The 21,233-nt window shown below is 55.4% G+C and carries 22 protein-coding genes; 8 read left to right on the plus strand and 14 right to left on the minus strand.

Annotated elements, in window-relative coordinates; all coding sequences use genetic code 11:
- Window positions 1–20: 20 nt before the first annotated feature.
- The 4 genes from GNT65_RS03845 to GNT65_RS03860 all read right to left on the minus strand — a co-directional run bounded on the left by GNT65_RS03845 (window position 21) and on the right by GNT65_RS03860 (window position 3,663).
- Window positions 21–659, minus strand: coding sequence for an SCO family protein (locus GNT65_RS03845; RefSeq protein WP_160793794.1), 639 nt, complete (start codon window positions 657–659; stop codon window positions 21–23).
- Between the two features lie 17 nt (window positions 660–676).
- Entirely contained in the window at window positions 677–1,513 is an 837-nt protein-coding gene (locus GNT65_RS03850) for a hypothetical protein (protein WP_160793795.1), read from the minus strand.
- Between the two features lie 64 nt (window positions 1,514–1,577).
- Complete coding sequence (nirK, locus tag GNT65_RS03855; protein ID WP_160793796.1) at window positions 1,578–2,756, minus strand: copper-containing nitrite reductase; 1,179 nt, start codon at window positions 2,754–2,756, stop codon at window positions 1,578–1,580.
- 406 nt (window positions 2,757–3,162) lie between these two features.
- Window positions 3,163–3,663 (minus strand): MarR family winged helix-turn-helix transcriptional regulator, encoded by a 501-nt coding sequence (locus GNT65_RS03860; RefSeq protein WP_160793797.1) that lies wholly within the window; start codon window positions 3,661–3,663, stop codon window positions 3,163–3,165.
- 176 nt (window positions 3,664–3,839) lie between these two features.
- Between GNT65_RS03860 and GNT65_RS03865 the strand changes: the two genes are divergently transcribed.
- Complete coding sequence (locus tag GNT65_RS03865) at window positions 3,840–4,736, plus strand: DMT family transporter (RefSeq protein WP_160793798.1); 897 nt, start codon at window positions 3,840–3,842, stop codon at window positions 4,734–4,736.
- 88 nt (window positions 4,737–4,824) lie between these two features.
- Complete coding sequence (locus GNT65_RS03870) at window positions 4,825–5,034, plus strand: TOBE domain-containing protein (RefSeq protein WP_144202655.1); 210 nt, start codon at window positions 4,825–4,827, stop codon at window positions 5,032–5,034.
- A 133-nt stretch (window positions 5,035–5,167) separates the two neighbouring features.
- On the opposite strand, the gene GNT65_RS03875 is transcribed toward GNT65_RS03870, so the two are convergent.
- Window positions 5,168–5,527, minus strand: a complete 360-nt coding sequence (locus GNT65_RS03875; protein ID WP_160793799.1) for a GFA family protein — start codon at window positions 5,525–5,527, stop codon at window positions 5,168–5,170.
- Between the two features lie 166 nt (window positions 5,528–5,693).
- Window positions 5,694–5,849, minus strand: a complete 156-nt coding sequence (locus GNT65_RS03880; protein ID WP_160290145.1) for a hypothetical protein — start codon at window positions 5,847–5,849, stop codon at window positions 5,694–5,696.
- Window positions 5,850–6,362: 513 nt separating this feature from the next.
- On the opposite strand from GNT65_RS03880, the gene GNT65_RS03885 reads away from it, so the two are divergent.
- Entirely contained in the window at window positions 6,363–8,420 is a 2,058-nt protein-coding gene (locus GNT65_RS03885) for a TonB-dependent receptor (protein ID WP_160793800.1), read from the plus strand.
- Window positions 8,421–8,490: 70 nt separating this feature from the next.
- Here the strand turns inward: GNT65_RS03885 and GNT65_RS03890 are convergent, their stop codons facing one another.
- From GNT65_RS03890 to yegS, 5 genes are all read right to left on the minus strand, one after another.
- A complete protein-coding gene (locus tag GNT65_RS03890) occupies window positions 8,491–9,474 on the minus strand; it encodes a GGDEF domain-containing protein (RefSeq protein ID WP_160793801.1) in 984 nt (327 codons plus the stop codon).
- A 200-nt stretch (window positions 9,475–9,674) separates the two neighbouring features.
- The gene (locus GNT65_RS03895) at window positions 9,675–10,211 is read right to left on the minus strand and encodes a response regulator transcription factor (protein ID WP_160793802.1); all 537 of its coding nucleotides are present in this window, start codon (window positions 10,209–10,211) and stop codon (window positions 9,675–9,677) included.
- 8 nt (window positions 10,212–10,219) lie between these two features.
- Window positions 10,220–11,389: a sensor histidine kinase gene (locus GNT65_RS03900; protein WP_160793899.1), complete on the minus strand. Its 1,170-nt coding sequence runs from the start codon at window positions 11,387–11,389 to the stop codon at window positions 10,220–10,222.
- A gap of 69 nt (window positions 11,390–11,458) precedes the next feature.
- A complete protein-coding gene (locus GNT65_RS03905) occupies window positions 11,459–12,382 on the minus strand; it encodes a dTDP-4-dehydrorhamnose reductase family protein (protein ID WP_160793900.1) in 924 nt (307 codons plus the stop codon).
- 11 nt (window positions 12,383–12,393) lie between these two features.
- A complete protein-coding gene (gene yegS, locus GNT65_RS03910) occupies window positions 12,394–13,305 on the minus strand; it encodes a lipid kinase YegS (protein WP_160793803.1) in 912 nt (303 codons plus the stop codon).
- A 203-nt stretch (window positions 13,306–13,508) separates the two neighbouring features.
- On the opposite strand from yegS, the gene GNT65_RS03915 reads away from it, so the two are divergent.
- Both GNT65_RS03915 and GNT65_RS03920 read left to right on the plus strand, forming a co-directional pair.
- Complete coding sequence (locus GNT65_RS03915) at window positions 13,509–14,213, plus strand: MliC family protein (RefSeq protein WP_160793804.1); 705 nt, start codon at window positions 13,509–13,511, stop codon at window positions 14,211–14,213.
- Window positions 14,214–14,244: 31 nt separating this feature from the next.
- Complete coding sequence (locus GNT65_RS03920) at window positions 14,245–16,095, plus strand: alkaline phosphatase D family protein (protein WP_160793901.1); 1,851 nt, start codon at window positions 14,245–14,247, stop codon at window positions 16,093–16,095.
- Between the two features lie 24 nt (window positions 16,096–16,119).
- Here GNT65_RS03920 and GNT65_RS03925 read toward each other — a convergent pair whose 3' ends face one another.
- From GNT65_RS03925 to GNT65_RS03935, 3 genes are all read right to left on the minus strand, one after another.
- The gene (locus tag GNT65_RS03925) at window positions 16,120–17,028 is read right to left on the minus strand and encodes a pseudouridine synthase (RefSeq protein WP_244952089.1); all 909 of its coding nucleotides are present in this window, start codon (window positions 17,026–17,028) and stop codon (window positions 16,120–16,122) included.
- A gap of 66 nt (window positions 17,029–17,094) precedes the next feature.
- Window positions 17,095–17,673 (minus strand): LON peptidase substrate-binding domain-containing protein, encoded by a 579-nt coding sequence (locus GNT65_RS03930; RefSeq protein WP_160793806.1) that lies wholly within the window; start codon window positions 17,671–17,673, stop codon window positions 17,095–17,097.
- 210 nt (window positions 17,674–17,883) lie between these two features.
- Window positions 17,884–18,939: an alpha/beta hydrolase gene (locus tag GNT65_RS03935; RefSeq protein ID WP_160793902.1), complete on the minus strand. Its 1,056-nt coding sequence runs from the start codon at window positions 18,937–18,939 to the stop codon at window positions 17,884–17,886.
- A 115-nt stretch (window positions 18,940–19,054) separates the two neighbouring features.
- Here GNT65_RS03935 and GNT65_RS03940 point away from each other — a divergent pair, with 115 nt between their 5' ends.
- The 3 genes from GNT65_RS03940 (at window position 19,055) to GNT65_RS03950 (ending at window position 21,119) form a co-directional block, all read left to right on the plus strand.
- Complete coding sequence (locus GNT65_RS03940; protein ID WP_160793807.1) at window positions 19,055–19,504, plus strand: hypothetical protein; 450 nt, start codon at window positions 19,055–19,057, stop codon at window positions 19,502–19,504.
- A gap of 27 nt (window positions 19,505–19,531) precedes the next feature.
- Complete coding sequence (locus tag GNT65_RS03945; protein ID WP_160793808.1) at window positions 19,532–20,566, plus strand: DUF3080 family protein; 1,035 nt, start codon at window positions 19,532–19,534, stop codon at window positions 20,564–20,566.
- 91 nt (window positions 20,567–20,657) lie between these two features.
- Window positions 20,658–21,119: a NanQ anomerase/TabA/YiaL family protein gene (locus GNT65_RS03950; RefSeq protein WP_160793903.1), complete on the plus strand. Its 462-nt coding sequence runs from the start codon at window positions 20,658–20,660 to the stop codon at window positions 21,117–21,119.
- Window positions 21,120–21,233 lie beyond the last annotated feature (114 nt).

Raw genomic sequence — 21,233 nt, forward strand, 5'->3', positions numbered from 1 at the left:
ATAATTTCCTTCTTTCATGATTAAAGCAGACTCTCTATCTGCTGACGCATCTCATCTATGGGGGTACCTGTGTAGAAGAAGCCACGTACCCGCTGTTTACCGTCGAGTACGAATATCTTGGCGGTGTGGGAATAGAGATACCCCTGACGCTTAGGCGCATCACTATCTTCCAGACTCAGCTTCTTATACTCGGTCGTTACCTTCTCCTCGGCCAGCTTGGTGTAGTCGGCCTTAAACAGCGCGGCAACTTCATCTATCTTCTCTCGCTCATCCACCAACCCAATAAAGCTGGGATCGAAATAGCTGAGGTATTTATTCAGATGCTTGGGGGTATCGTAATCGCTATCGATGCTGATGAAGAGCACCTGGATACGCGCCCTCGTCTCAGCTGGCAGTTGATGCATCAGCTGGCTGATGTGAGCCATTGTGGTCGGGCAAATATCGGCGCAGTTGGTGTAACCGAAGAACATCATCACCACCTTATCGCTAAAATCCGACAGGCGTACCTCGCCCCCCTTGCTACTGCGCAGGCTAAAGTCACCACCAATCCCCTTGAGGATAGGCATGTTCGCCATACTAGCGCCGCTTACCAGGCTGCCGATGAGCAGCAGGCAGAGGCTCAGGGCCAGATGAAACTTACCTTGAATAACTCGTGTCATGATTAATTCCTTCTCTGTCAACAACGCACCTCGGCGCCGAGATCTGTCACCGGCGGCAGGTACTCGGCACGATACAGCAGTACCTTGGCACCCTCTGGCGTCACGGCAATCAGCATAGTCACGCCGACCCGCGCCAGTTCTATCTCACCATCGCTATTGATGGCCGTCCACTGATACTCGAAACTCAAGCGGTATTGCCCTGCCTCTGGGGTGAGACTATAGTTCTTGATCGCTCGCCGACTATCGCTGTGATTCAGGCTGTGCAGATAGGCAAGATACTGACTCGGGCTCTGGGCGGGATCTTCCTGGCCAATAAAACCCGCATCCTTACCCAGCAGACTCAAGAGGCGATTATCGTCCAGCTTGTCTAGCGACTCAGTCCAATCGTAGAGAGCCGCGCGAACCAGGTTGATCTCCACCGCGGGGCGATAGCGGGAGGTGAAGTCATCATACTCATTGACCAGGGTGACGCTGCTGCGCACCAATCCCTGATTATCCAGGCTCAGGCGCTGCACCACATACTGCCCCCTCACCTCAGTCTCACCATCGTTAGGGGAAGCCAGCTGAAATTCTGTCTCCACCTCTACCTCGACGCCCTCCTGACTGCGGGCAATAGGGGTGATGGACATCAGATGGTGGGCGCCTTGGCTTGGCAGACTACCGGCATATTCGGCATAATCCACCAGATCGCTTTGTGGCGCTAGGCGCTTGTCGGCCTGACCCATATCCAGGTTGGCATACCAGAGATAGACGTTTGCCTCTAGGCCATAGTCCACCTCGGCGGCCTGAGTGCGGGGACTCATCAAGACGCTCCCCAGCATCAGCAGCAATCCCATCAGGAGTAACCTTTGCATCTGCACCTCCCCCAGTCGTGATGATAAGCGACTCGAGCCCAACCTAGGCTCGAGCCTTTTGGCCTTAAGCTGTGGTGATGTTAGATGGCTTCTTGAGCTGTACCATCAGGTTGTCATCCCATTCGCCGTCGACCTTGATGTGCGCCGCGGCGCCCTTGATGATCGCCTCGATCAGATTGTGGTTCACATAGGCATAGAGACCCGGCTGGCGGAAGTTGTACAGAGCGGCGCAGGCACTGCCCCCGGCTAGCATCCAGGTTTCCAGATTGGTTTGCGGTGCATCGGTGAAGGAACCCGCGGGCCAGACATAGTCGCCGTGTCCGCCGATGATATGCGGACGGGAATCCCGGTTGGCTTGGGAATGGATGAAGAGCACAGACTCACCCACCTTGGCAGTCATGGCGCCCTTACCTGTCAGGGCACCCACGGCGCCGTTGAACACCACATGAGATGGGGTAAGCGTCTTCATCACCTCAAGTACGTCTGTCATGCTGCCCATCACAGTGTCGTAGGCCTTGTATTTACCCTTGGCATCCTTTGGTACGTAGAAGTCGGCTTCACCAATATAGTAGGCCTTGTCGTATTTGATAGGCTTGCCTTCGGCATCTTTCAGGCCGTCTCGGGGTAGTACCATGATGGCGCCGTGCATACCCATGGCCACGTGCCAAGGAATCATCACCCCACCCGGAGCACAGTGATACACGAAGGTGCCCGCCTTGGTCGCCTTGAAGCGGAAGGTTACCTCCTGACCAGGAGAAACCAGGGTCAACTCACCGCCCCCCAGGGCGCCGGTGGCCGCATGCAGGTCGATGTTATGAGCCAGGGCATTGCTGGCGGGGTTAACCAATGTCAACTCGACGAAGTCATGTTGATGACAGACGATGAGCGGGCCAGGCACGCTGCCGTTGAAGGCGCAGACCCAGGCCTTGGTGCCGTTTTCCAGCTCCACCTGCTTCTCTTCTACCACAAGTTTCACCTGCACTACCTTAGGCTTACCCTTGGCGACCTGATCATGCTTAGGCACCATAGGTGGCGGCACTAGTTCTTGGGTTACTCGTTCCAGCTGCTCCGCCTTATAGTTCGCCATACGGTCAGACTTGGTCTGCGTAGTGGCCGAAGCACTGCCTGAGACCAGACCGGCGGCCATACCCGCGCCCACCAGGCCAAGACCGACCGAGCCACTTAAGAAGCTGCGACGCTGTTGATCGACATTCACTGCAGGGGTAGAAGATTGCTTTTCCATAAAATACTCCGTTGTTAGCGCATTTCACCAAAGGGGTTCAAACTGCCAGAGCCACTGTGATGAAGGTGTTATTACCTTGTTGCGGTTAAGACTATGCCTTTGACGCAGATTGAAATTGACTTTGGTCAAGTCGCTCAAGAAATTTCAAAAAAACTAAATTAGCCGAGAAATAGGGGGAGTTTTAGCGGAAAAAAGGGGCGAAGAAACAGACGAAATTCCTCGCAACCCCAGACGGGGCGGCGGGGTTAAAAGGACAATAAGCTGCAAAGTTCAGACTGTCAAAGTGACCGGGCAGGTCCCAGTAAGCTTTGCCATTTGTAATGATTTATTTACAGAAATGATAAAACCAAGCGGCGAAAAAGTCGGCAGATTCCAGGTGGCCTCTACCGACAAATGAAGGAGAGATTTAAGACTCAAACGCCTGCAGCCAGTGTTTGAATAGTGAGTCGATCTGCTGTTTCTCATCGAGCGACAGCTGACTGGTCAGTGCCTGCTGCACCGCCACATGAGCCTCTATCGCCTCATCGATCAACTCGAGTCCCGCCACTGTAAGCCCAACACTGACGCTGCGCCTGTCTTGCTGACAATGACTGCGCGACACCAGTCCCTTCTTCTCCAGGCCATCGACACGATTAGTCATGGCCCCCGAGGTGAGCATCATGGCCGCCAGCAAATCCGATGGCGTCAGACGATAGGGTTCGCCCGAGCGACGCAGGGTCGCCAGCACATCGAACTCTCCCATGCTGATACCAAACTGCTTGTGACAGGCACTGACCTCTGTCTCTAGATGCTTATAGATACGCATCATGCGACCGATAATCGCCATCGGCAGGGTATCCAGTTGCGGCTTCTCCTTGGCCCATTGGGCCGTTAAGCGATCGACGCCATCGAGGTGATTTGAGTTCATCTGCTCTCCGAGAACACTAAAGTGGTGCCAGGCTCAATGATCACGACCATAGAGGAAACGGTAACCACAGGGATTTATCTTCAAGCAAAGATAATTAATCCTGAGATACTTTACAAGCAGAAATAAAAGGTGCAGACTTATATCTTCACATAAAGATACTTTTTATTGAGATAAATATGAATGTACTGCTAGCCATGATCCCCGCCTTCTTCTGGGGCACCACCTACGCGGTGACCCAATATACGCTGCCGGACTGGCCTCCGCTGTTGCTTGGAGCGTTAAGAGCACTACCGGCCGGCTTGATCCTGCTGGCGATCAGACCCAGCCTGCCAAGGCGTCAGGAGTGGAGCCTGCTGTTTCGCTTAGGCTTTATCAATATCGCCGCCTTCTTCAGCCTGATCTTTGTCATGGCCCTCACCCTGCCCTCGGCCATCTCGGGCGTCGGCATGATCTCGGTCCCCGTCTTTGCCATGCTCTATCAATGGCTGTTTCACGGGCGTCGTCCTGGCCTGACCCAGGGCTTCTTCGGCCTGGTGCTGATCGCCCTGGCCTGGCTGTTATTCAACCCCAACTCCATCAGCCTCAGCCCCATAGGCCTGCTCGCCATGTTAGCCGCCATCAGCTGCATCATAGTCGGCAGCGGCATCACCAAGGCCCTTGGAGATCGCATGCATTGGTGGACGGTACTCACCTGGCAGCTGATCATCGGCGGTGTACTACTGAGCCTGGCGGCAGGCGTTCATGCCTGGTTGGCCCCCCAAGGCTATGACAATGCGCTGACGCAGTTCAACCCGTCCAATGCCATCGGCATAGGTTGGATCATCCTGCTCAATACAGTCCTTGGGTATATCATGTATGTCTGGTTGCTGCAGCGCATGAGTGTGGTGGACTTTACCTTCGGCGGTATCGCAAATCCGGTAGCCGGTATCGTCTCGGGTATGGTGCTATTGGGTGAATCCTTCACGCCGCATCAGTACCTGCTGATGTTGGCCATGATCGCCGCCTCCCTGATGCCACAAATCATAGGCTTGATCGGTGAACGCAGGCGTATGGCACAGGCGAAAGTCCAATAGGCTTCACAAATATCTAGGTCGGAGTTCCTCCAGTTGACACAAAGGGTTACCATGGCTTTTTCATTATTTAACAGGAAGATAAATTAGTATGAAAATTAGCGCACGCAATAACCTAACCGGTAAGATCAAGGCGATTGAGGAAGGTTCGGTAAACAACGAAGTAGTGATCGAACTAGCCCCCGGCGTCGAGATCACCTCGGTTGTCACCAAGAAATCATGTGAACAGTTGGGTCTGGTGGTGGGCGGCGAAGCCTATGCCATCATCAAGGCAAGCAATGTGATGATCGCCGTCGACTAATCACTCTCTAGAGATTGATTTAGGCATAGGGCAGGTTTACTCCTCTGTTAGAGCGGGTGCCCTATGCCGATACCGCTTAGTCTATGCGGTATCATCAAGATGCCTTAATCGAGGCGCGTTAACCCGGGCAATTTTAGTCCAAATACTGCCAGGTGTCGGCGCCATCGAAGTGGCGGATCTGAATATTCTCTCGCAGCGCCTGTGGCGCCATCCTGAAGTTCAACGCTATCCTGGGCTCACTCACCTTGTCTGTCGTCAGCGTATGAGTCACGCAGCCACAAGTCTTGCAGTGGTAGAAGAGCAAGTATTTATCCCCATGGCTGTAACCCGCAGTCGCGCTATCCGATCGCTCATTCAGGCTGACATCCTTGGGGTCGAAATAGCCCCACAGGGCGGCGTAACGGCTACAGATGGAGCAGTTGCAAGAGGTTAAGGTGTCCGGTGGTGTCGCTAGGGTCAGCTGTACCTGCCCACAATGACAAGAGAGTTGCATGCTAAAACGTCCTTATTTTTGAGTCATGCCTAACCTATAAGGTTAACCCTCTCATATCAAGGCCCCCTCTATGAGCGCTCTCTATCAAGCCTCGCTATATCAAGGCGAACTCTATCAAGGCGAGCTTATCAAGCGATGACGCGCGAGTGTCGGTTACTGTTAGCCGTTAGTTATATCCCAGGACATAACAATCTGGCTCTTCATCTTTAAGATCTGTCTCGTTACCCGCCAGCATCTCCTGCAGCCATTGTCGACGTGTCATGGCGCCGTGATCAGAATCGGTTTCGGTTACGCTACGCGCTGTGTTTGTTTCATGTTCCATAATCAATACCCAATTTATCTTAGCTCGCCGGTAAATCATCCAGCCCTAATTAAGCATTTGAGAGCACAACAAAACGCCCACCGCGTTTAATTTATCAAACACTTGAATTTGATTAAAAGACTGAAAACTATTGATGTCAATGAATTTTATTGGTCATACAAATAAACCAAGGAAAATGACAAAGGAAATCATCAATCCATCAACATATTGATTAAATTGATTTTTACAAAGTGAATTTTATATTCAATCTTACGAAAACAATAAACCAAGCCAGATTTATCCTTAAAATAATTAATCTTCAGACCATAAAAATCACTACTTACACACTGATTAATAAAGCAAACACTTGTTTGAATCTCTGCCTGATGGCGCCGAAATCCTGAAGCTTAGATGCCAATCTCCTGGGGGGCGCAGCGGGTGCGACACCTTGTCGCACTATCTGAGTTTGTCTTTGTCACGCCTAAACCGGGCTGCCAAAATGCCGCCACCTAATAACCTAAGAACTCAAATATTATGGTGCAGCGTCTCTCTTACCTTACTCTCTCTATCGGCACGGCCTTGCTGGCTTTACCCTTCGCCCACGCTCAGGAAGCCGCCTTCGAAGTCATAGAAGTTCACGGTGCCCACCAGGGCAGCTATACCGCTGTGACACCCGAGGCACAGGCTCCCGTCAGCGACATCAGCGCCCTGCTCACCCAGCTACCCGGCACGGCCGTCAACGGTAACGGCCCACTGACCGGCATAGCACAATATCGCGGCCTGTTCGGCGACAGAGTCAACACCCAGGTCAATGGCGTCTCCCTCGCCGGTGCCGGCCCAAATGCCATGGATACTCCGCTAAGCTATGCCAGCCTGATCAACAGTGAAAGGGTCGAGATGCACCGCGGCATAGCACCCGTCTCAGCCGGCACTAACACAGTAGGCGGCAGCATCAAGGTGATCGAGTCCCAGGCCAGCTTTAACGATACTCAGGGCCGCATCGCCGCCCAGTATCAAGGCAATGGCGCCCAGAGTCACCTGGGGGCTAAGGTCAATGTGGGCGGCGAGACACACGCCCTGCTGGTCTATGGCGACCTGATGCATGGAGATGAGGATATGAAATCTGGCGCCAATCTCCGCATCTCTCCCACAGGCTACGACAAGCAGATCATAGGCGGGCAATATCGCTTCAACCTCAGCGACAAGGGGCTCGACGATGAATCCATCGCCATTGGCTATCAACACCTGGAAACCACAGAGGCGGGCACCCCGGCACTGCCGATGGATATCGACTTCATCCGCACCGACAGGGTGAAAGTCGAAGGCGAGCATAGGCTCGACACCTGGGAGCTCAACTGGCATCTGGCCTTTAGCGACGCCAGACATGGCATGGACAACTTTAGCGAACGTCAGAAGCCCGAGAGCGCCAACGCCCGTTACAACAACGCCGAGAGCCAAAGTTATGACATGGCGCTGACACTAGGCAGAGATGCCTGGCTATTTGGCCTGGACAGCCAGCTGAGTGAGCACAATTCGCTGATCACAGATCCCACTAAGCCCATGTTCAGGGTCGATAACTTCAACAAGGTGCAGGAAGACACCTACAGCGCCTTCGCCCAGTGGCAACAGGATATCGACCAATGGCATTGGCAACTCGGCGCTAGGGTGAAACACTACCGCACCGATGCCGATGAGGTCAGCCACTCCATGGCTGGCGCCATGCCGGCCATCAAGATGTTGATGGACAGATATAACCAGGCGGATCGTGCCCAGACACAGACCGGGCTGGATCTGGTGATCAACGGCCGCTATCGCGTCAACGAGGAGCTAACCTGGATACTCGGGTTGGCCCGCAAGCAGGACAGCGCCAGCTATCAGCAGAGATACCTGTGGATCCCGATGCAATCGACCGGCGGACTCGCCGACGGCCGCACCTATGTGGGCAAGATGGATCTGGATCTAGAGACAGCCTATCAGCTGGAACTGGGTGCCGATTTCAATCGCCAGGGACTAAACATCAGCCCTCGGATCTTCCTGCATCGCATCGACGACTATATCCAGGGGGTGAAGTCGACCGATCCCGCGGTGATCATGGCCGCCAACATGATGGGCAGCCAAGATCCTATGGAGTTTGCCAATGTCGATGCCCAGCTACTGGGGATGGATATTAATGCCAGCTATGAGATCTCAGACCAATGGCAGCTGGATCTCCTAGCCAGCTATGTCAGCGGCGAACGCCGTGACATCGACGACAACCTCTATCGCATCGCGCCACCACGGGTAAACCTGGGCCTCAACTTCAGAGAAGGTAACTGGTCTGCTCGCATCGAAGGACTAATGGTGGCAGCCCAGGACAAGGTATCAGAGAGCCAGTCGGAGCAGGCCAGCGCGGGCTACGGCTTAGTTAATCTGGTGCTCGGCTATGACGGGAATGATTGGCAGATCAAGGCCGGGGTCAACAACCTCTTCGATATCGACTATGAAGATCATCTCGGTGGCTACAACCGGGTGTTCAATGCCGATCTGGCCCCAGGACAACGCATGCCGGGTACGGGCCAGAGCGCCTGGCTCACCGGAGAGTACCGCTTCTAAAAGTTAACTCGTTTTGGGAACCCTCCACTGCGCTCCCGTCCCCGAGCCCCCTGCACGCTCGGGGATTTTTTTATCCACAGACCTGCTTATCACGCTTACGGCGCAGCATATCCTCGTCGGCCTGAGCCAGCAGGGTATCCAGACGCACATCCTGATCTACAATCTTATGGCCTATGGTCACAGTCACCTCGGGCAGATGACTGTCGAGCATGGCATTATCCAGCCCCTGCATGATACGTGTCTCTGTGGCAATCACATCCTCATCACTCTGACACATGAGCAGCACGACAAACTCGTCGCCGCCTATGCGGCCTACCACGTCAGATTCCCGTACGCTCTGCTTGATGATCCCCGCCAGTAACTTGAGAACCTCGTCACCCACAGAGTGACCGTGTCCGTCGTTGATCCCCTTGAAGTCATCGACATCGATATAGAGCATGGCGAGGCGGCTCTCGTTACGCTGGGCCAGCTTGATTCGCTGTCTGGCTAACCCCTTAAATCCACGACGATTATTGATATGGCACAGCTCATCCAGGTGCGCCAGCTGCTTGAGTTCGCCATAGATATCCAGCAGAGCCAGATCTGCCTCGAGGATCTCCTTGAGTTCGTGGATCAGCTCAATATAACTGTCCTGATAATCTGTCTTGGCGTAGTCCATCACACAGAAGGTGCCGAAACAGCTGCCATCGGGCCAAAACACAGGCACCCCGAGATAGGAGGAGAAACCATCCTTCTGTACCTCGGGATTGGTTTCCCAGCAGGCTTCAATCTTGGCATCGGGCACATAAAGCGCCGCCCGGGTCTCGACGATGCGCCGACAAAAGATGTTGGTATCGGGGGGGATCACCACCCCAGACGGATAGGGATTGCTAACCTGCTTGCTGGCGATAGTCACCTGAAACCCTTTGGGGGTGTATTGCACCAGAAAACTCGCCGGTGCATTAAACACATGGGCTAACAGGTTAACGGTTTTCTGCCACTTATCGAGCGAGATGAGATCGATAGGGTTATCTAGAAGAAAGCGTTCACTGCTGTACAAAGATTCTGTCGACATCGCCTTTCCTTTTTCTCGGGAGAACGAGACCGCCTTCCTAGCGCCCTGACCTAAGGTCAAACACACCTGCCTGTGAACTAGCCATGCCTTAGAGCATAGAGGTCAACGCAGAGCAATTCAAACCCAATAACACACATTATAAATGCAACTTTTGTTAAAGTATGGGATGAATGACTCACTAGAACAATGACCATACAAGTTTATTGACTAATATCTAGCGGCTTCTTGAGCAGCTTGCGCTGCAGGGTTCGCCTGTGCATTCCCAGCTGGCGCGCCGTCGCCGACACATTGCCCTTATTGGCAGTCAGCACCTGCTGCAGGTGTTCCCACTCGACCCGCTTGGGACTCAGGGGCGCCTCATCGACCTCGGGGGCGATCGCCTTGGGCGCCTCTTCGTCCAGCACCTTCAGCAGGGTCGCGGTATCGGCTGGCTTGGTCAGATAGTTATCGGCCCCCAGTCGCATCGCCTCGACGGCGGTGGCTATGCTGGCATAGCCGGTCAGCAGCACCAGCATTGCCTGGGGGACGGCGCCTTTAAGCGGCGCAATCAGTGCCAGGCCATTGTCATCGGCCAGCTTCATGTCGAGCAGTATATGGCTAGGTTTAAACTGACGCGCCTTGAGTAGCGCCTGGGTAGCATCATGTGCCAGCGCACATTCATAGCCATGCTTGCTCATGCGCCGCGCCAGGATCCCGGCAAAGCTCACCTCATCTTCGATGATCAATAAACGTTTCATGCTGCTCCCTATATCGGCAGATAGACCTGGGCCACTGTGCCTCCATCCACATGGCTGCCTAAGATGAGACGCCCACCTAGGCGCTCCAGGCTCGCATGACTAAGCAACAGGGCGACCCCCATCCCCTTGGGCTGCTCGATAATCTGATGACCGAGCTGCTGCACCAAAGACGGCGGAATACCAGAGCCAAAGTCACGCACCCCAAACACCAACTCATCGCCGTGACCCTGTACCCAGAGAGTCACCTTCTGCTCGCCTGTTACCTCCTGGCTAGCCCTGGCTCCATTTTCGATGAGCGCCAATAGAGCCGGTTGCAGGCTTGCATCGACGCGAAGTTGAACCTTCTCCAGCACCTCGTCAGACTGTAGCGATAGGGTCACCGCCGGCATCAGCAGGTTGACCTGCTCACTCAAGCCGCTCAGCAATTGCTCGACCGACTCCAGGCGCTGGGCGCCCTCACGGATCGATTCGGTAGCGCTGCGCAGGGCCGTCAGGGTAGATTCACACACCGCCAGGGCAGTCCTCATCTCCTGCAGCACGGGCCCATCGCCCTCATCCTGCAGCTCATCCACCAGCAACCTCAGGCTCCCTAGGGGCGTCGCCAGCCGGTGAGCCATCTGCGCCGAGGCGGTGCCCAGGGCAAGCAACTTCTCCTGACGCAACTGCGCCTCACGCATAAAGGCGAGCTGAGCATCCTGACGCCGCATGCGCTTGGCCAGCAGGGCCACACTCGTAGTTAACACCAGGGAGGAGATGATGAAGTTGACCCACATCCCCAAATAGTGGGACTGCATATCCATGCCGTGGTGACTCATGGCGCTTTCAGGCATGGTAAACAGCATCAGGCCGTAGGCCAGGTTCGACAGCAGGGCCAAAGACCAGGGCGCCCAGAAGGGCAACAGCACGGCTGCGATGGCTATCGGTAGCAATAGCAGGGAGATGAAGGCGTTGGTGGCGCCGCCGGAAAAATAGAGCCAGGAGATCCACAGCAAGGTGTCGAGCACCAGGGCAATAAACAGCCCGCTATCGCTGCTGAGCAGGGGTTTTCTCAGCCAAAAGGTAAAGCTGAGATAGAAGGCCTCGAGGATAAGGGTGAGGTTCAGCGCCGGGCTATGGAGCGACAGGCCGAAGGTGTCGGCAAACAGGAAGGTCAGACAGAGTTTTAGCATCAGGGCCATGATGCGCAGCAAGGCCAGTTGGTCGGCGGCGCGATAGCGGCCATAACTCAGAGTCGTCACATTGGTTTCCTATTTTAGCTCAAAGACTAATCCTATCTTCGCCAAGGCATCACCCGAGCGGAACAGGCTGTATTTTACGCCCTGTACGAAGTCGATTTCACTCTTTATTGCCAAAGATTTGAGGCGCGCCATACTCAGGCTGCAGTCCTTCGGCCGCTTGGCAAGGTCACTCGGACGAGACTGAGGCGACACATGCTGACAACTTAGGCCGAGTATCTCCGCCATCTTAACGAGCATCTGATACTTGGTCATGCGCTCTTCGCCGGTAAAATGATAGACGCCAGCCACATCGCAAGCCTCTTGCTGGCGCGCCACCAGCTTAACCATGGCGTTGGCAATATCCAGTGTCGAGGTGGGGCTGCGAACCGCCCAATCGTCCTGCTGGGTAGGCGCCTGGTTCATCAGCTGTTTTAGCATCACCAGAACCGCCGACTCATCTAGCGACTCGACCGGACCATAGAGGATAGGCAGGCGCAGCACGGCGAATTCACTGGACACCTCGAGCAAGGCCAGCTCCCCCTCACGCTTGGTCTCGCCATAGAAATTGAGCGGATGAGTCTGGTCCTGTTCGCCATAATCGGGCGAGATGCCATCGAACACATAATCAGTGGAGATATAACAGAGCCAGGCCCCCTTGACCTTGGCTGCCTGGGCCAGCTGGCGGGTCGCGGCCAGGTTAAGGGCCTTTGCCGCCTCGGGGTCGCGCTCGGACACATCGGGTCGCCGCTCGGCCGCACAGTGCAGTATCACCTCCGGCTTGTGGGCCCCGATGAATTGATTCACCGCGCGCTCATCGGTCAGATCCAGTCTATGGGTATCGGATCCCGCGCGCGAATAGCCGCAGGCTAGAATCGTCACATCCTCCCTGGCAAATCGCTCCACCAGAGCGCGCCCCAGCAGACCGGTGGCGCCGGTTATCATTATCTTCAACATCAGTTGCTTACTCACCTTATCGGTTCACTGCCTGGCTGCAGCAAGGGGCATTTATCGGGCAATACCATGGCGATCGCCCCGACCTTAAGCTCAAAATCCACCCGCGACTCGGCGATGGGCTCGCCATCGAGATTAATGGGCATGGGCGGATTGGAGCGCCAACTGGCCTGGGTATCGCGATAATATTTCACATACTGATTCTCTGCCTTGGGTGACTGCAACTCGGCGATCACCTGGGCCAGGGCCTCGATGGGAAATTGGTGCAGGGCTACTAAGTCCATCAGACCATCGTTGATATAGGCATCCGGCGCCAGTTCTTGGCCACCGCCGGCCTGACGGCCGTTACACACGGCACCCACCAGTAACTGCTGCTTGCTGGCCTCACCATGTATGGTAAATTCACCGTCATAGGGCTTGAAGTTGAGCGCCTGCACCAGCCCGGACAAAGTATAGGCGCCACCACCGAGAAAGTGTTTCAGCGCCACAGGCGTGTTGGCGGTGACCTGGGCACCAAAGCCACCGCTGGCAATATTCACCACATACCTGTCGTTGGCCCGAATGACATCAACCCCGTAGCTCTCTCCTTCGGCCGCCAGCCTCAGCGCCGCCTCAAAGTCACTTGGCACCTGGGCGGCGGTGGCAAAGTCGTTGGCAGTGCCCAGCGGTAAGATTGCCAACTCGCAGCGCTTATCCTTGTCATGATCCATCAGGGCACTGACCAGCTCGTTGAGTGTGCCATCACCGCCCGCCGCAACCAGGCGCTGACAGCCCTCGGCTATCGCCTCATCCACTAGCCGAGCCACATCCCCGGCCTCGAAGGTGACTCGCACCTGGATCTCATGGGAGGCTCTCATGCTGGTGATCGCCTGACGCAGCATCTCGTCACCAGCCTTCTTACCATTGAGTATGATACGAAGCTTCATGTTTATTCTCCTACTGAGTAGCCTCTCTGATAAAGGCATCAAGCGCACGGCTCATCATAACAGCAAGCGGGCATCGGCCAAACCTGACTCGCCCCGCACAACACCATTAAATGAGTTTAATCCAAGGGAATTTGCCGCGCCCGGCGCAACAGGATATCCTCTTAAATTATCAAGGATATCAGGCCTTAGCTCGGAGCTTAACCATGAACAGATTAGCCTTACTCACCATTGTCGGCATACTGCTGCCAGCCTGCAGCCAGCAGGCCACACAAGCCAATAGCGGGTTATCCTCACAAGCCAACGAACAGCCCTCTCCAACGCAGAGCGCGCAACAAACCGAGGGGCAGGCACCAAACAAGACAGAGAAGCACATGGTAAGTCAGCCCAGCTTCAACTGTAGCAGCGACGGCCTCTCCAGCATAGAGACCCTGATCTGCCAGGACGGTGAACTTGCCGCCCTGGATCGCCAGATGACCGATGTCTACCAGGCAGCCAGTGCCAAGGCCCTCAACGAACATCCGCCACTGTTAAAAGCCGAACAGAGAGGCTGGATAAAGGGGCGCAACGAGTGTTGGAAGAGTGACGACAAGCTTGAGTGCGCGCGCGACAACTACCGGATGCGTATCGCCGAACTGCAGGCCAGATATCGTCTCATCGCCCCCAGCGCCGAGGTGAGCTATCAATGCGACGGCATCAAAGCCAAAGAGGTGATGGTGAGCTATTTTGCCACCGAGCCAGCGACCCTGATCGCCGAGTTCGGCGATAGCTCCTCCCTCATGTACAGCCAGCCCAGCGGCAGCGGTAGCCGTTATCAGGGGCGTAACGAGTCTCTGTGGGAGCACCAAGGTGAGGCGCGCATCACCTGGGGTTATGGCGCCGAGCCCATGATCTGTAAGCTCACCGATTGATATGACGCTGCCTCTGCTACTGCTCGGCCCCATGTTGCGTCACTGCGACGCAGACAATTTCACCCTGACCATAGTGACCAGGGAGCCGCTGTCACAGCTAACCCTCACCCTGGGGGAGACCCGGCACTTGCTTCAGGGTAGCGACATCGAATGCCTGGAGCTTGGTACTCACGCCTTCTTCTACCTGATCCACCTGAGTCAGGCCGGACTCAACCCTGTCGGTACGAGTATTCCCTATGGGCTCAGCGACAGTCGCCATGGCGACCTGTTCTCGCCGCTCGAGCTGTTGAGCTATGGTGACAGTCAGACGCCGGATCTGGTGATCAAGCCAGAGATCGACACCCTGCTACACGGTTCCTGTCGTAACGCCCACCATCACAGCAGCGATGCCATGGTCGCCGCCGACACCCGGCTCGAAAGTACCCCGGATGCGGCCGAACGCCCGGCGCTGATGATGCTCAGCGGCGATCAGATCTATGTCGACGATGTCGCCGGCCCCATGCTCTACGCCATCGGCAGGGTCATAGAGATATTGGGCCTGTATGAGGAAGAGTTTCAACAGGCGCCGCTCACCCACAGCAAGCAGGTAAGCTACCACCCAGCGGCCATGTATCAGAGACACAAGAAACTGTTGCCGCGCACCGAATACCCCGCCGGTAGCGCCCTGGTGCGTTGGTATATCAATCACCCCATCTTCACCTCCTCCATCGCCGAAAATCACCTGGTGAGCCTGGCCGAGATCGTCGCCCTCTATCTGCTCTCCTGGTCGCCTGAGCTGTGGCAGCTGATAGATATCCCCAAGGAAGTAAGCGGCCTGTCGCCTGCCAATCAGCAGAGATGGCAGAAGGAGTGGCTGCACCTGCTGGAGTTTAAGGCGGGGCTGACCAAGGTAAGGCGTCTGCTGGCGCATCTGCCGACCTATATGATCTTCGACGATCACGACATCACAGACGACTGGAACCTCACGGCAAAATGGGAACAGGCGGCCTATGGCCATCCCTTCTCTAAACGCATCATAGGCAATGCGCTGATCGGTTATCTGGTGTTTCAGGGGCTAGGCAATCAGAAGAACAAGTTTAGCGCCGCAATTCTGCCGCAGCTCAAGCAGTTTCTCGCCAGTCGTGAAGAGGCGCAGCACGACGAACTCATCGACACCCTGCTCGGCTTCGACGAGTGGCACTACAGCCTCACTACCTCGCCCAAGCTGGTGGTGCTCGACACCCGCACCCAGAGATGGCGCAGCGAGTCTAACCTGGCCAAACCCTCAGGCCTGATGGACTGGGAAGCCCTGATGGAGTTTCAGCAGCAGTTGGTGGGACAGGAGAAGGTGATTATCGTCTCGGCGGCGCCCATGTTCGGCGTCAAGCTGATCGAGGCGGTGCAGCGCGCCGCCACCTTTATCGGCGCCTCCCTCCTGGTGGACGCCGAAAACTGGATGGCCCATCCAGGTACGGCCAACACCCTGCTGAGTATCTTCCTGCACCGTAAGACGCCGCAGCAGTTCGTGATCCTCTCGGGCGACGTACACTACTCCTTCGCCTATGACATAGGGATCCGCTTCCGCACTCAGGGACCGCAGATCTATCAGATCACCTGTAGCGGCATCAAGAATCAGTTTCCCGAGAAGCTGTTACCTCTGTTCGACAAGCTTAACGGCTGGCTCTATGGCCATTTCTCGCCGCTGAACTGGTTCACCAAACGCAAGCGGATGTCGATTCGCGGCCGCCGCCCCAACGGCATGCGCAGCCAGCGGCTGATCAACGCCAGCGGCATAGGTCTGGTCAGCTTCGCCGAAGATGGCGCACCGTCAAAAATAGCCGTACTCCATGGCGACATGAGCACCACAGAGTTCCTGCCGCCGCGACGCTCCCGCAATGGCTAAGTCCCGCAAGGACTAAGTCCTCGGCTAAAGCGACAGTTCGGGCAGGCAGATATCCAGCCTACGCCCTGTCACAGGATCCGTGAAGGCGAGCCGGCGCGCCAGCAGCTTCATCGGCTGGGCGACATCCTCATCGCTTCTGGGTAATAGCTTGGGATAGAAATTATCGTTGAGGATCGGCATCCCCAGGCAGTTCATGTGCAGGCGCAGCTGATGTGTCTTACCTGTGATCGGCATCAACTCGAAGCGGCCTATCTCCCCCTTTATGCTCACCAGGGCGATCTCAGAGTGGCTGTTGGCCTCGCCGTCGACGATGCGCATGGTGAAGCCGGGCGTGCCCCTGTCGATACGATTCTTCACCGTCCAGCGTCTGGGCAGGCTGAGCTTTCCGGCGAGGTGCTCCGCCATCAGCTCTGGGGTGATGCGCGCCAGGGCCTGATATTCCTTGGTGATCTGCCCATCTCGAAACAGGCCATGGTAGGCGTCGCGCCTGTCGCTCTGCTTAACCAGTAAGACGATACCCGCGGTAGAACGATCCAGACGGTGAGCTGCGATCAATTGCTCGCAGCCAGTACGTTCCCTTAACCTATTGATTAGACACTGATTGATCACCTGACCACCCGGATGCAGAGTCATGAAGTGAGGCTTGTTGGCCAGCACTATCTGCTCATCTTGATACAGAATCGATTCGTTATAGGGAGGCATCTCCTCATGGGCGACCTCACGGTAGTAATACACCTTCTGCTGGGACCTATAGCCAGTGGTGAGCTCCAGCGGCTGACCATCTTGCCAATGCACCTTGCCTTGCATGAAACGTGCTGTCCAGACATCGGCGGAAATATTATCGAACCGCTGACAGAAATAGTCGTAAACACTCGCCGGGGGATGATTGGTTTGAGGTAAGACAACGAAGGAGGCTTGAGCCGCGCGTACCATGACAGAAAGGCCTAAAGATGAATGAGCGGCCATGGTACCAAAATTTGCGGCCCAGATGAGAGCAAATTACTGCCCAGCGTGGGACTTGATCAACTCCAAAACGAAATCCATCGTCTTGTGACAGTCGGGCTGATTGACCAGCACCTGTTTGTCACGATTGTAGAGGGGCAGCACCTCTAGCCAGCGCTGACTGACCCAGGTCGCATCTTCCAGATGCAGATCGCCATACAGCTCCTGCAGGGCTGGGTTAACCAGATAGAACTGCTCTAATGCGGCGCTGATTAGCTCAAATTCACCCTTGATGGGTTCTTCGCGCCAATTGCTGCAACTCAGAGTCCTGGCGATCCAGTTACCGTCCTTCCGCTTGGCCGCCGAGAAGATCTTCACCCTCTGCTTGCCCTCAAGCACCAGGCCTAAACAATCGTCTTCGAGCTGATTAAAATCGATGATCTCGCACTGGGTCGCCAGCGGATAACAGGGGGGATTGGCCTGAGGCCGGGACATGGCAAAGGCCAGGGGGAAGTGACCCTTGAGCACCTCGGCAATCAGTTTCAAGCTGCTAGGCCCCGCCACTCGTATCTCTATTCTGCCGTCGGGCAAAAGTAGTTCGTCGCGGGTGATCAACGCCATCTCTTGAGTCAACATAGCAACCTCCTCCCCCTTGGTCGGTGATCGCCGTGAGTGTCGAGTCAGTGCGACTAAAAAATAACCAAGGAGCAATAATGATAAAGTGTAGCAGTTGTCACAATTACTGCTTGAAACGCCATTATTGGATCGGCGATGCCATGCCAATCAAAATACCAGGTCCTTCGCTTATTAGACCCCGAAAGAATCCCTTTTGTTGCAGCCTCTTCATTAGAACGCATTAATGTGACGCATAATATCGCCACTTTTTAATACCTTATCTAAATCATCTGCCAGCACCTCACTCATCTGTGCCGCTTGTCGCCAATAGCGCATCCGCTCCTCGCTGCCGAGGCGGCTAAAGTCATTTCGATCCGGCAGCTTACCATAGGGTAATTGGCTCAAATACTCCTCGCTAGGAGCCAGAATCAGGGCGTTGTCATAGTTGTGTTTTGCCCGTCGCCAAGGCAAGGATTTGTCGAACCAGCCGGGCAGAATCTTGCTATAGAAGTGGGGATACAGGGTCAACCCGGGCGCATGGGCCAGGGGCAGGTCGAAGTGATAATCTGTGATGCCGCCATCGTAATAGTGCCCGGCTGGGGCGCCTTCGATGCGCTCAACAGGCGCCAGCACCCAGGGGATGGAGCCGGTGGCCAGCAAGACCTGAGCTATGTTCTCCCCGGTCAGGGCCAGATGTCGGCCCGGCAGATCTTTTAGTTCGCTAAAGGGGGAAGCTGCGCCGCCACTGCCAAACAGATAACGCTCGAAGTGCCAGCCCAGGGTGCGGCGACTCAGCAAGTTGCTCACCGCTGTGGTGGCAAGGCCTGCACCGAGTGCCGCTCTATGTGACAGGCGGTTGAGATGGCGGCCACGACAGGCGATGAAATGGCTCTTAATCACGGGATTGCCGACAATATCCGCTCCCTGTTGCGCCCCCAAGATGCCCGAGACGATACCGGCTACCTTGTGCGACACCTCGCTCGCCGTAGGCTTGGTCTCGTAACGCTGACCAATATATTCACGCTCCAAGCGTTCATAGGCCGCCAGCGGCTCCTGCTGTGCCAAACAGGCCAGGCGCCAGGCCCCCGAAGAAGCCCCCAGGGTGTAGAGCGGGGTCTTTCTCGCCTTGAAGAAGGTGCCAAATAAATACTTATCCAATGCGGCAATGCCAAGCCATTTGGGCCCACCAGAGGCTGCCAACACCTGGGTAAAGAGCTCGGGCTTGAGTCCCTGCTCGGCGATCTGTTTGTAGGCTTTAGGCCCGGCAAGAAAACGTAACTTAAGCAACTGACTCTGCTCCCTGAATTCATCTGTATACGCCTGACGCCATTCTATAAGAATTGCACTAAACTTGTCAGCGCGATTAAAATAGGCCTGTGGCAGGAAGTCACTGAGGATATAAATGGACGACACGGTAAAAATCAAACCCTATCAAACACTCGCCTACGTCATTATCACACTGACGGCCAGCCTGTTTATCATAAAACAGTTTTGGTTGAGCGCCTTCGATGACCAATGGTTCCTCTTCATAGGTTACTGCCTCGCCATGCTCATCTGGGCTGTCGCCCTGCTTAAACAAGAGATCGTTTTCATGCCTCGCGCGCTCGCCTTTATCAATATCCCCCTCACAGGAAGCGCTCCCCTTGGCAAGGAGACCCAGATCGCCTATACCGATATTATCAGCTGCCATGCAAGGCCCGGCAGCATAGAGATAGTGACACACAGCGAACGTCTTAGCGTTAGCCTCTCGCTCAGCCATAGACTCGCCGCTCGATTAAGAGAATGCCTGGGCGCCCATGGTGTCCGTCTCATCCTGGAAACGCGAGAGCTAGGGCAAGACGAAGACGTGTAACACCAAGGGATCATCAAAGGAGGCAACTTGCCACAGATTCGCGCCTTCTTGTTCAAAGGACTCCTACTGATCGGCTTCTCCCTGCTGCTTGGGTGTCAACGTGCCAAGGATGTGGATTATCTCTGGCAAGACTACAGCCAGCGACTCGCCCATGTGATCGAACAGCCCTACTCTCCAGCCTCTTTCTTGCCGACACAAGTCACCAGACCTAAGGTACAGGAGTCCCCCTCACCCACCATCTCGATACTCGAGACGCTTTCGCTGGGCCATTGCCCACTGGGCCACCTCATCGCCGATCACAACAGCACACTAGGCAAGGTGGCGCCGGACAGCCAGCAACTCATCTACCAGATAAGGTTTATCCAACTGGCCCCCACCTGCATCGACACCTTAGAAGAGGGAGAGCTCAAGACCAAGCTGAAACAGGCCCTCGAGCAGAAACAAGCCAACGCGATGACCTACTTTCATCGGGTGCTCACCAGAGATAAGAGCATCACCAGGAGCCTGTTTATCGGCTACGACTCCCTGGTGCTCGATGAGATGCACGCCGGTCGCTTAGAGCTCGAGTCGGCAATCGGCCAGCTGCTGACCATCAAACGTCACATCAAGCAGCGCCGGTGGCAGCAGATAGACACGACGCAGATTGAACCCACCCTCGCCCAGATGGCCCACCAAACCTTGCTGCAGAGATACCTGAGATCCCTCGCCTATAGTCGGGCGCAGCTCACTGCCCTCAACGACTATCTGCAGGCACACGGCGCGTCGGTCGTCTGTCGACCCGGTCATGCCAATCGCAAACAGGAGATACTGCAGAATGTGTTTCATAAGTACTATCTAGCCCAGACTCAGGCCTATCTGTCGCAGCTCAATCAGCTGCATTATCGCCTGAGCGAGCCGCTGATAGCCCTCTTTGGCGACAGCGGCTATCAGACCTTCATAGAGCACCATTTCGGCGAGCAGCCAGGCGCCCTGCCGGAGCAGCTCAAAGCCCAGATGCGCAGACACGTCGAGTGGTGGCAGGCCTTCAGGGAGAGCTGCAATATTCCCCCGCCTAAGCGCTAAGATTAGGATGAATAGGCCGTTAGCCCAGGCTACCTTGCCGGGCAAAAAGCCTGCTACACTATCGGCTCTTTATAAGCCTGAGCTTCCAATCATGATCTTAGACACCTTAGATAACCTGGCACACTACACCCAACTGGGACCGCGCATTGCCAAGGCACTGCAACACCTCAAAGAGACAGATTTTACTCAACTGCCGGTGGGCAACTATGAGCTGGACGGCAAAGATATCTTTGTCATCGTCAACGACTATGAGACTAAACCCAGAGAGGTTGAGCCCTTCGAGGTGCATCGCAAATATATCGACGTGCAGTATGTGGTGAGCGGCGAGGAGGAGTTTGGTTATCTGCCCCTGGCGGATCAGACGCCATCCAAGCCCTATTACGACAAACACGACTACGCCGAGTATGACTATGAGTCGAACAAGGCGCGCGCCGCCTTTATTCCCTTCAAGGCCGGCATGTTTGCCCTCTTCTTCCCCCAGGACATGCATATGCCGGGCGTGTCGGCGACGCCGCAAAAGGTGAGAAAGGTCGTCATCAAGGTAAGAATCTAGAGTCTGTCGATCTCTACTATTTGTTAACGCCCGCGCCTGTTGCGGGCGTTTTTATTCCTGGCAATACCTTCCGCTCGCCTGATACACAGTGTAACCCGGCTTCGCCCTGCTGTG

It is taken from the genome of Shewanella insulae, assembly GCF_009831655.1.
GTDB classification, from domain to species: domain Bacteria; phylum Pseudomonadota; class Gammaproteobacteria; order Enterobacterales; family Shewanellaceae; genus Shewanella; species Shewanella insulae.

Excerpts from the sequence above, each read along its gene's own strand:
- yegS (WP_160793803.1), bottom strand. The coding sequence starts at position 13,305 with ATGAAGCTTCGTATCATACTCAATGGTAAGAAGGCTGGTGACGAGATG.
- GNT65_RS03895 (WP_160793802.1), bottom strand. The coding sequence starts at position 10,211 with ATGAAACGTTTATTGATCATCGAAGATGAGGTGAGCTTTGCCGGGATC.
- GNT65_RS03905 (WP_160793900.1), bottom strand. The coding sequence starts at position 12,382 with ATGTTGAAGATAATGATAACCGGCGCCACCGGTCTGCTGGGGCGCGCT.
- GNT65_RS03880 (WP_160290145.1), bottom strand. The coding sequence starts at position 5,849 with ATGGAACATGAAACAAACACAGCGCGTAGCGTAACCGAAACCGATTCT.
- GNT65_RS03915 (WP_160793804.1), top strand. The coding sequence starts at position 13,509 with ATGAACAGATTAGCCTTACTCACCATTGTCGGCATACTGCTGCCAGCC.
- GNT65_RS03920 (WP_160793901.1), top strand. The coding sequence starts at position 14,245 with ATGTTGCGTCACTGCGACGCAGACAATTTCACCCTGACCATAGTGACC.
- GNT65_RS03850 (WP_160793795.1), bottom strand. The coding sequence starts at position 1,513 with ATGCAAAGGTTACTCCTGATGGGATTGCTGCTGATGCTGGGGAGCGTC.
- GNT65_RS03865 (WP_160793798.1), top strand. The coding sequence starts at position 3,840 with ATGAATGTACTGCTAGCCATGATCCCCGCCTTCTTCTGGGGCACCACC.
- GNT65_RS03870 (WP_144202655.1), top strand. The coding sequence starts at position 4,825 with ATGAAAATTAGCGCACGCAATAACCTAACCGGTAAGATCAAGGCGATT.
- GNT65_RS03890 (WP_160793801.1), bottom strand. The coding sequence starts at position 9,474 with ATGTCGACAGAATCTTTGTACAGCAGTGAACGCTTTCTTCTAGATAAC.
- GNT65_RS03940 (WP_160793807.1), top strand. The coding sequence starts at position 19,055 with ATGGACGACACGGTAAAAATCAAACCCTATCAAACACTCGCCTACGTC.
- nirK (WP_160793796.1), bottom strand. The coding sequence starts at position 2,756 with ATGGAAAAGCAATCTTCTACCCCTGCAGTGAATGTCGATCAACAGCGT.
- GNT65_RS03860 (WP_160793797.1), bottom strand. The coding sequence starts at position 3,663 with ATGAACTCAAATCACCTCGATGGCGTCGATCGCTTAACGGCCCAATGG.
- GNT65_RS03925 (WP_244952089.1), bottom strand. The coding sequence starts at position 17,028 with ATGGTACGCGCGGCTCAAGCCTCCTTCGTTGTCTTACCTCAAACCAAT.
- GNT65_RS03845 (WP_160793794.1), bottom strand. The coding sequence starts at position 659 with ATGACACGAGTTATTCAAGGTAAGTTTCATCTGGCCCTGAGCCTCTGC.
- GNT65_RS03900 (WP_160793899.1), bottom strand. The coding sequence starts at position 11,389 with ATGGCCCTGATGCTAAAACTCTGTCTGACCTTCCTGTTTGCCGACACC.
- GNT65_RS03930 (WP_160793806.1), bottom strand. The coding sequence starts at position 17,673 with ATGTTGACTCAAGAGATGGCGTTGATCACCCGCGACGAACTACTTTTG.
- GNT65_RS03875 (WP_160793799.1), bottom strand. The coding sequence starts at position 5,527 with ATGCAACTCTCTTGTCATTGTGGGCAGGTACAGCTGACCCTAGCGACA.
- GNT65_RS03885 (WP_160793800.1), top strand. The coding sequence starts at position 6,363 with ATGGTGCAGCGTCTCTCTTACCTTACTCTCTCTATCGGCACGGCCTTG.
- GNT65_RS03950 (WP_160793903.1), top strand. The coding sequence starts at position 20,658 with ATGATCTTAGACACCTTAGATAACCTGGCACACTACACCCAACTGGGA.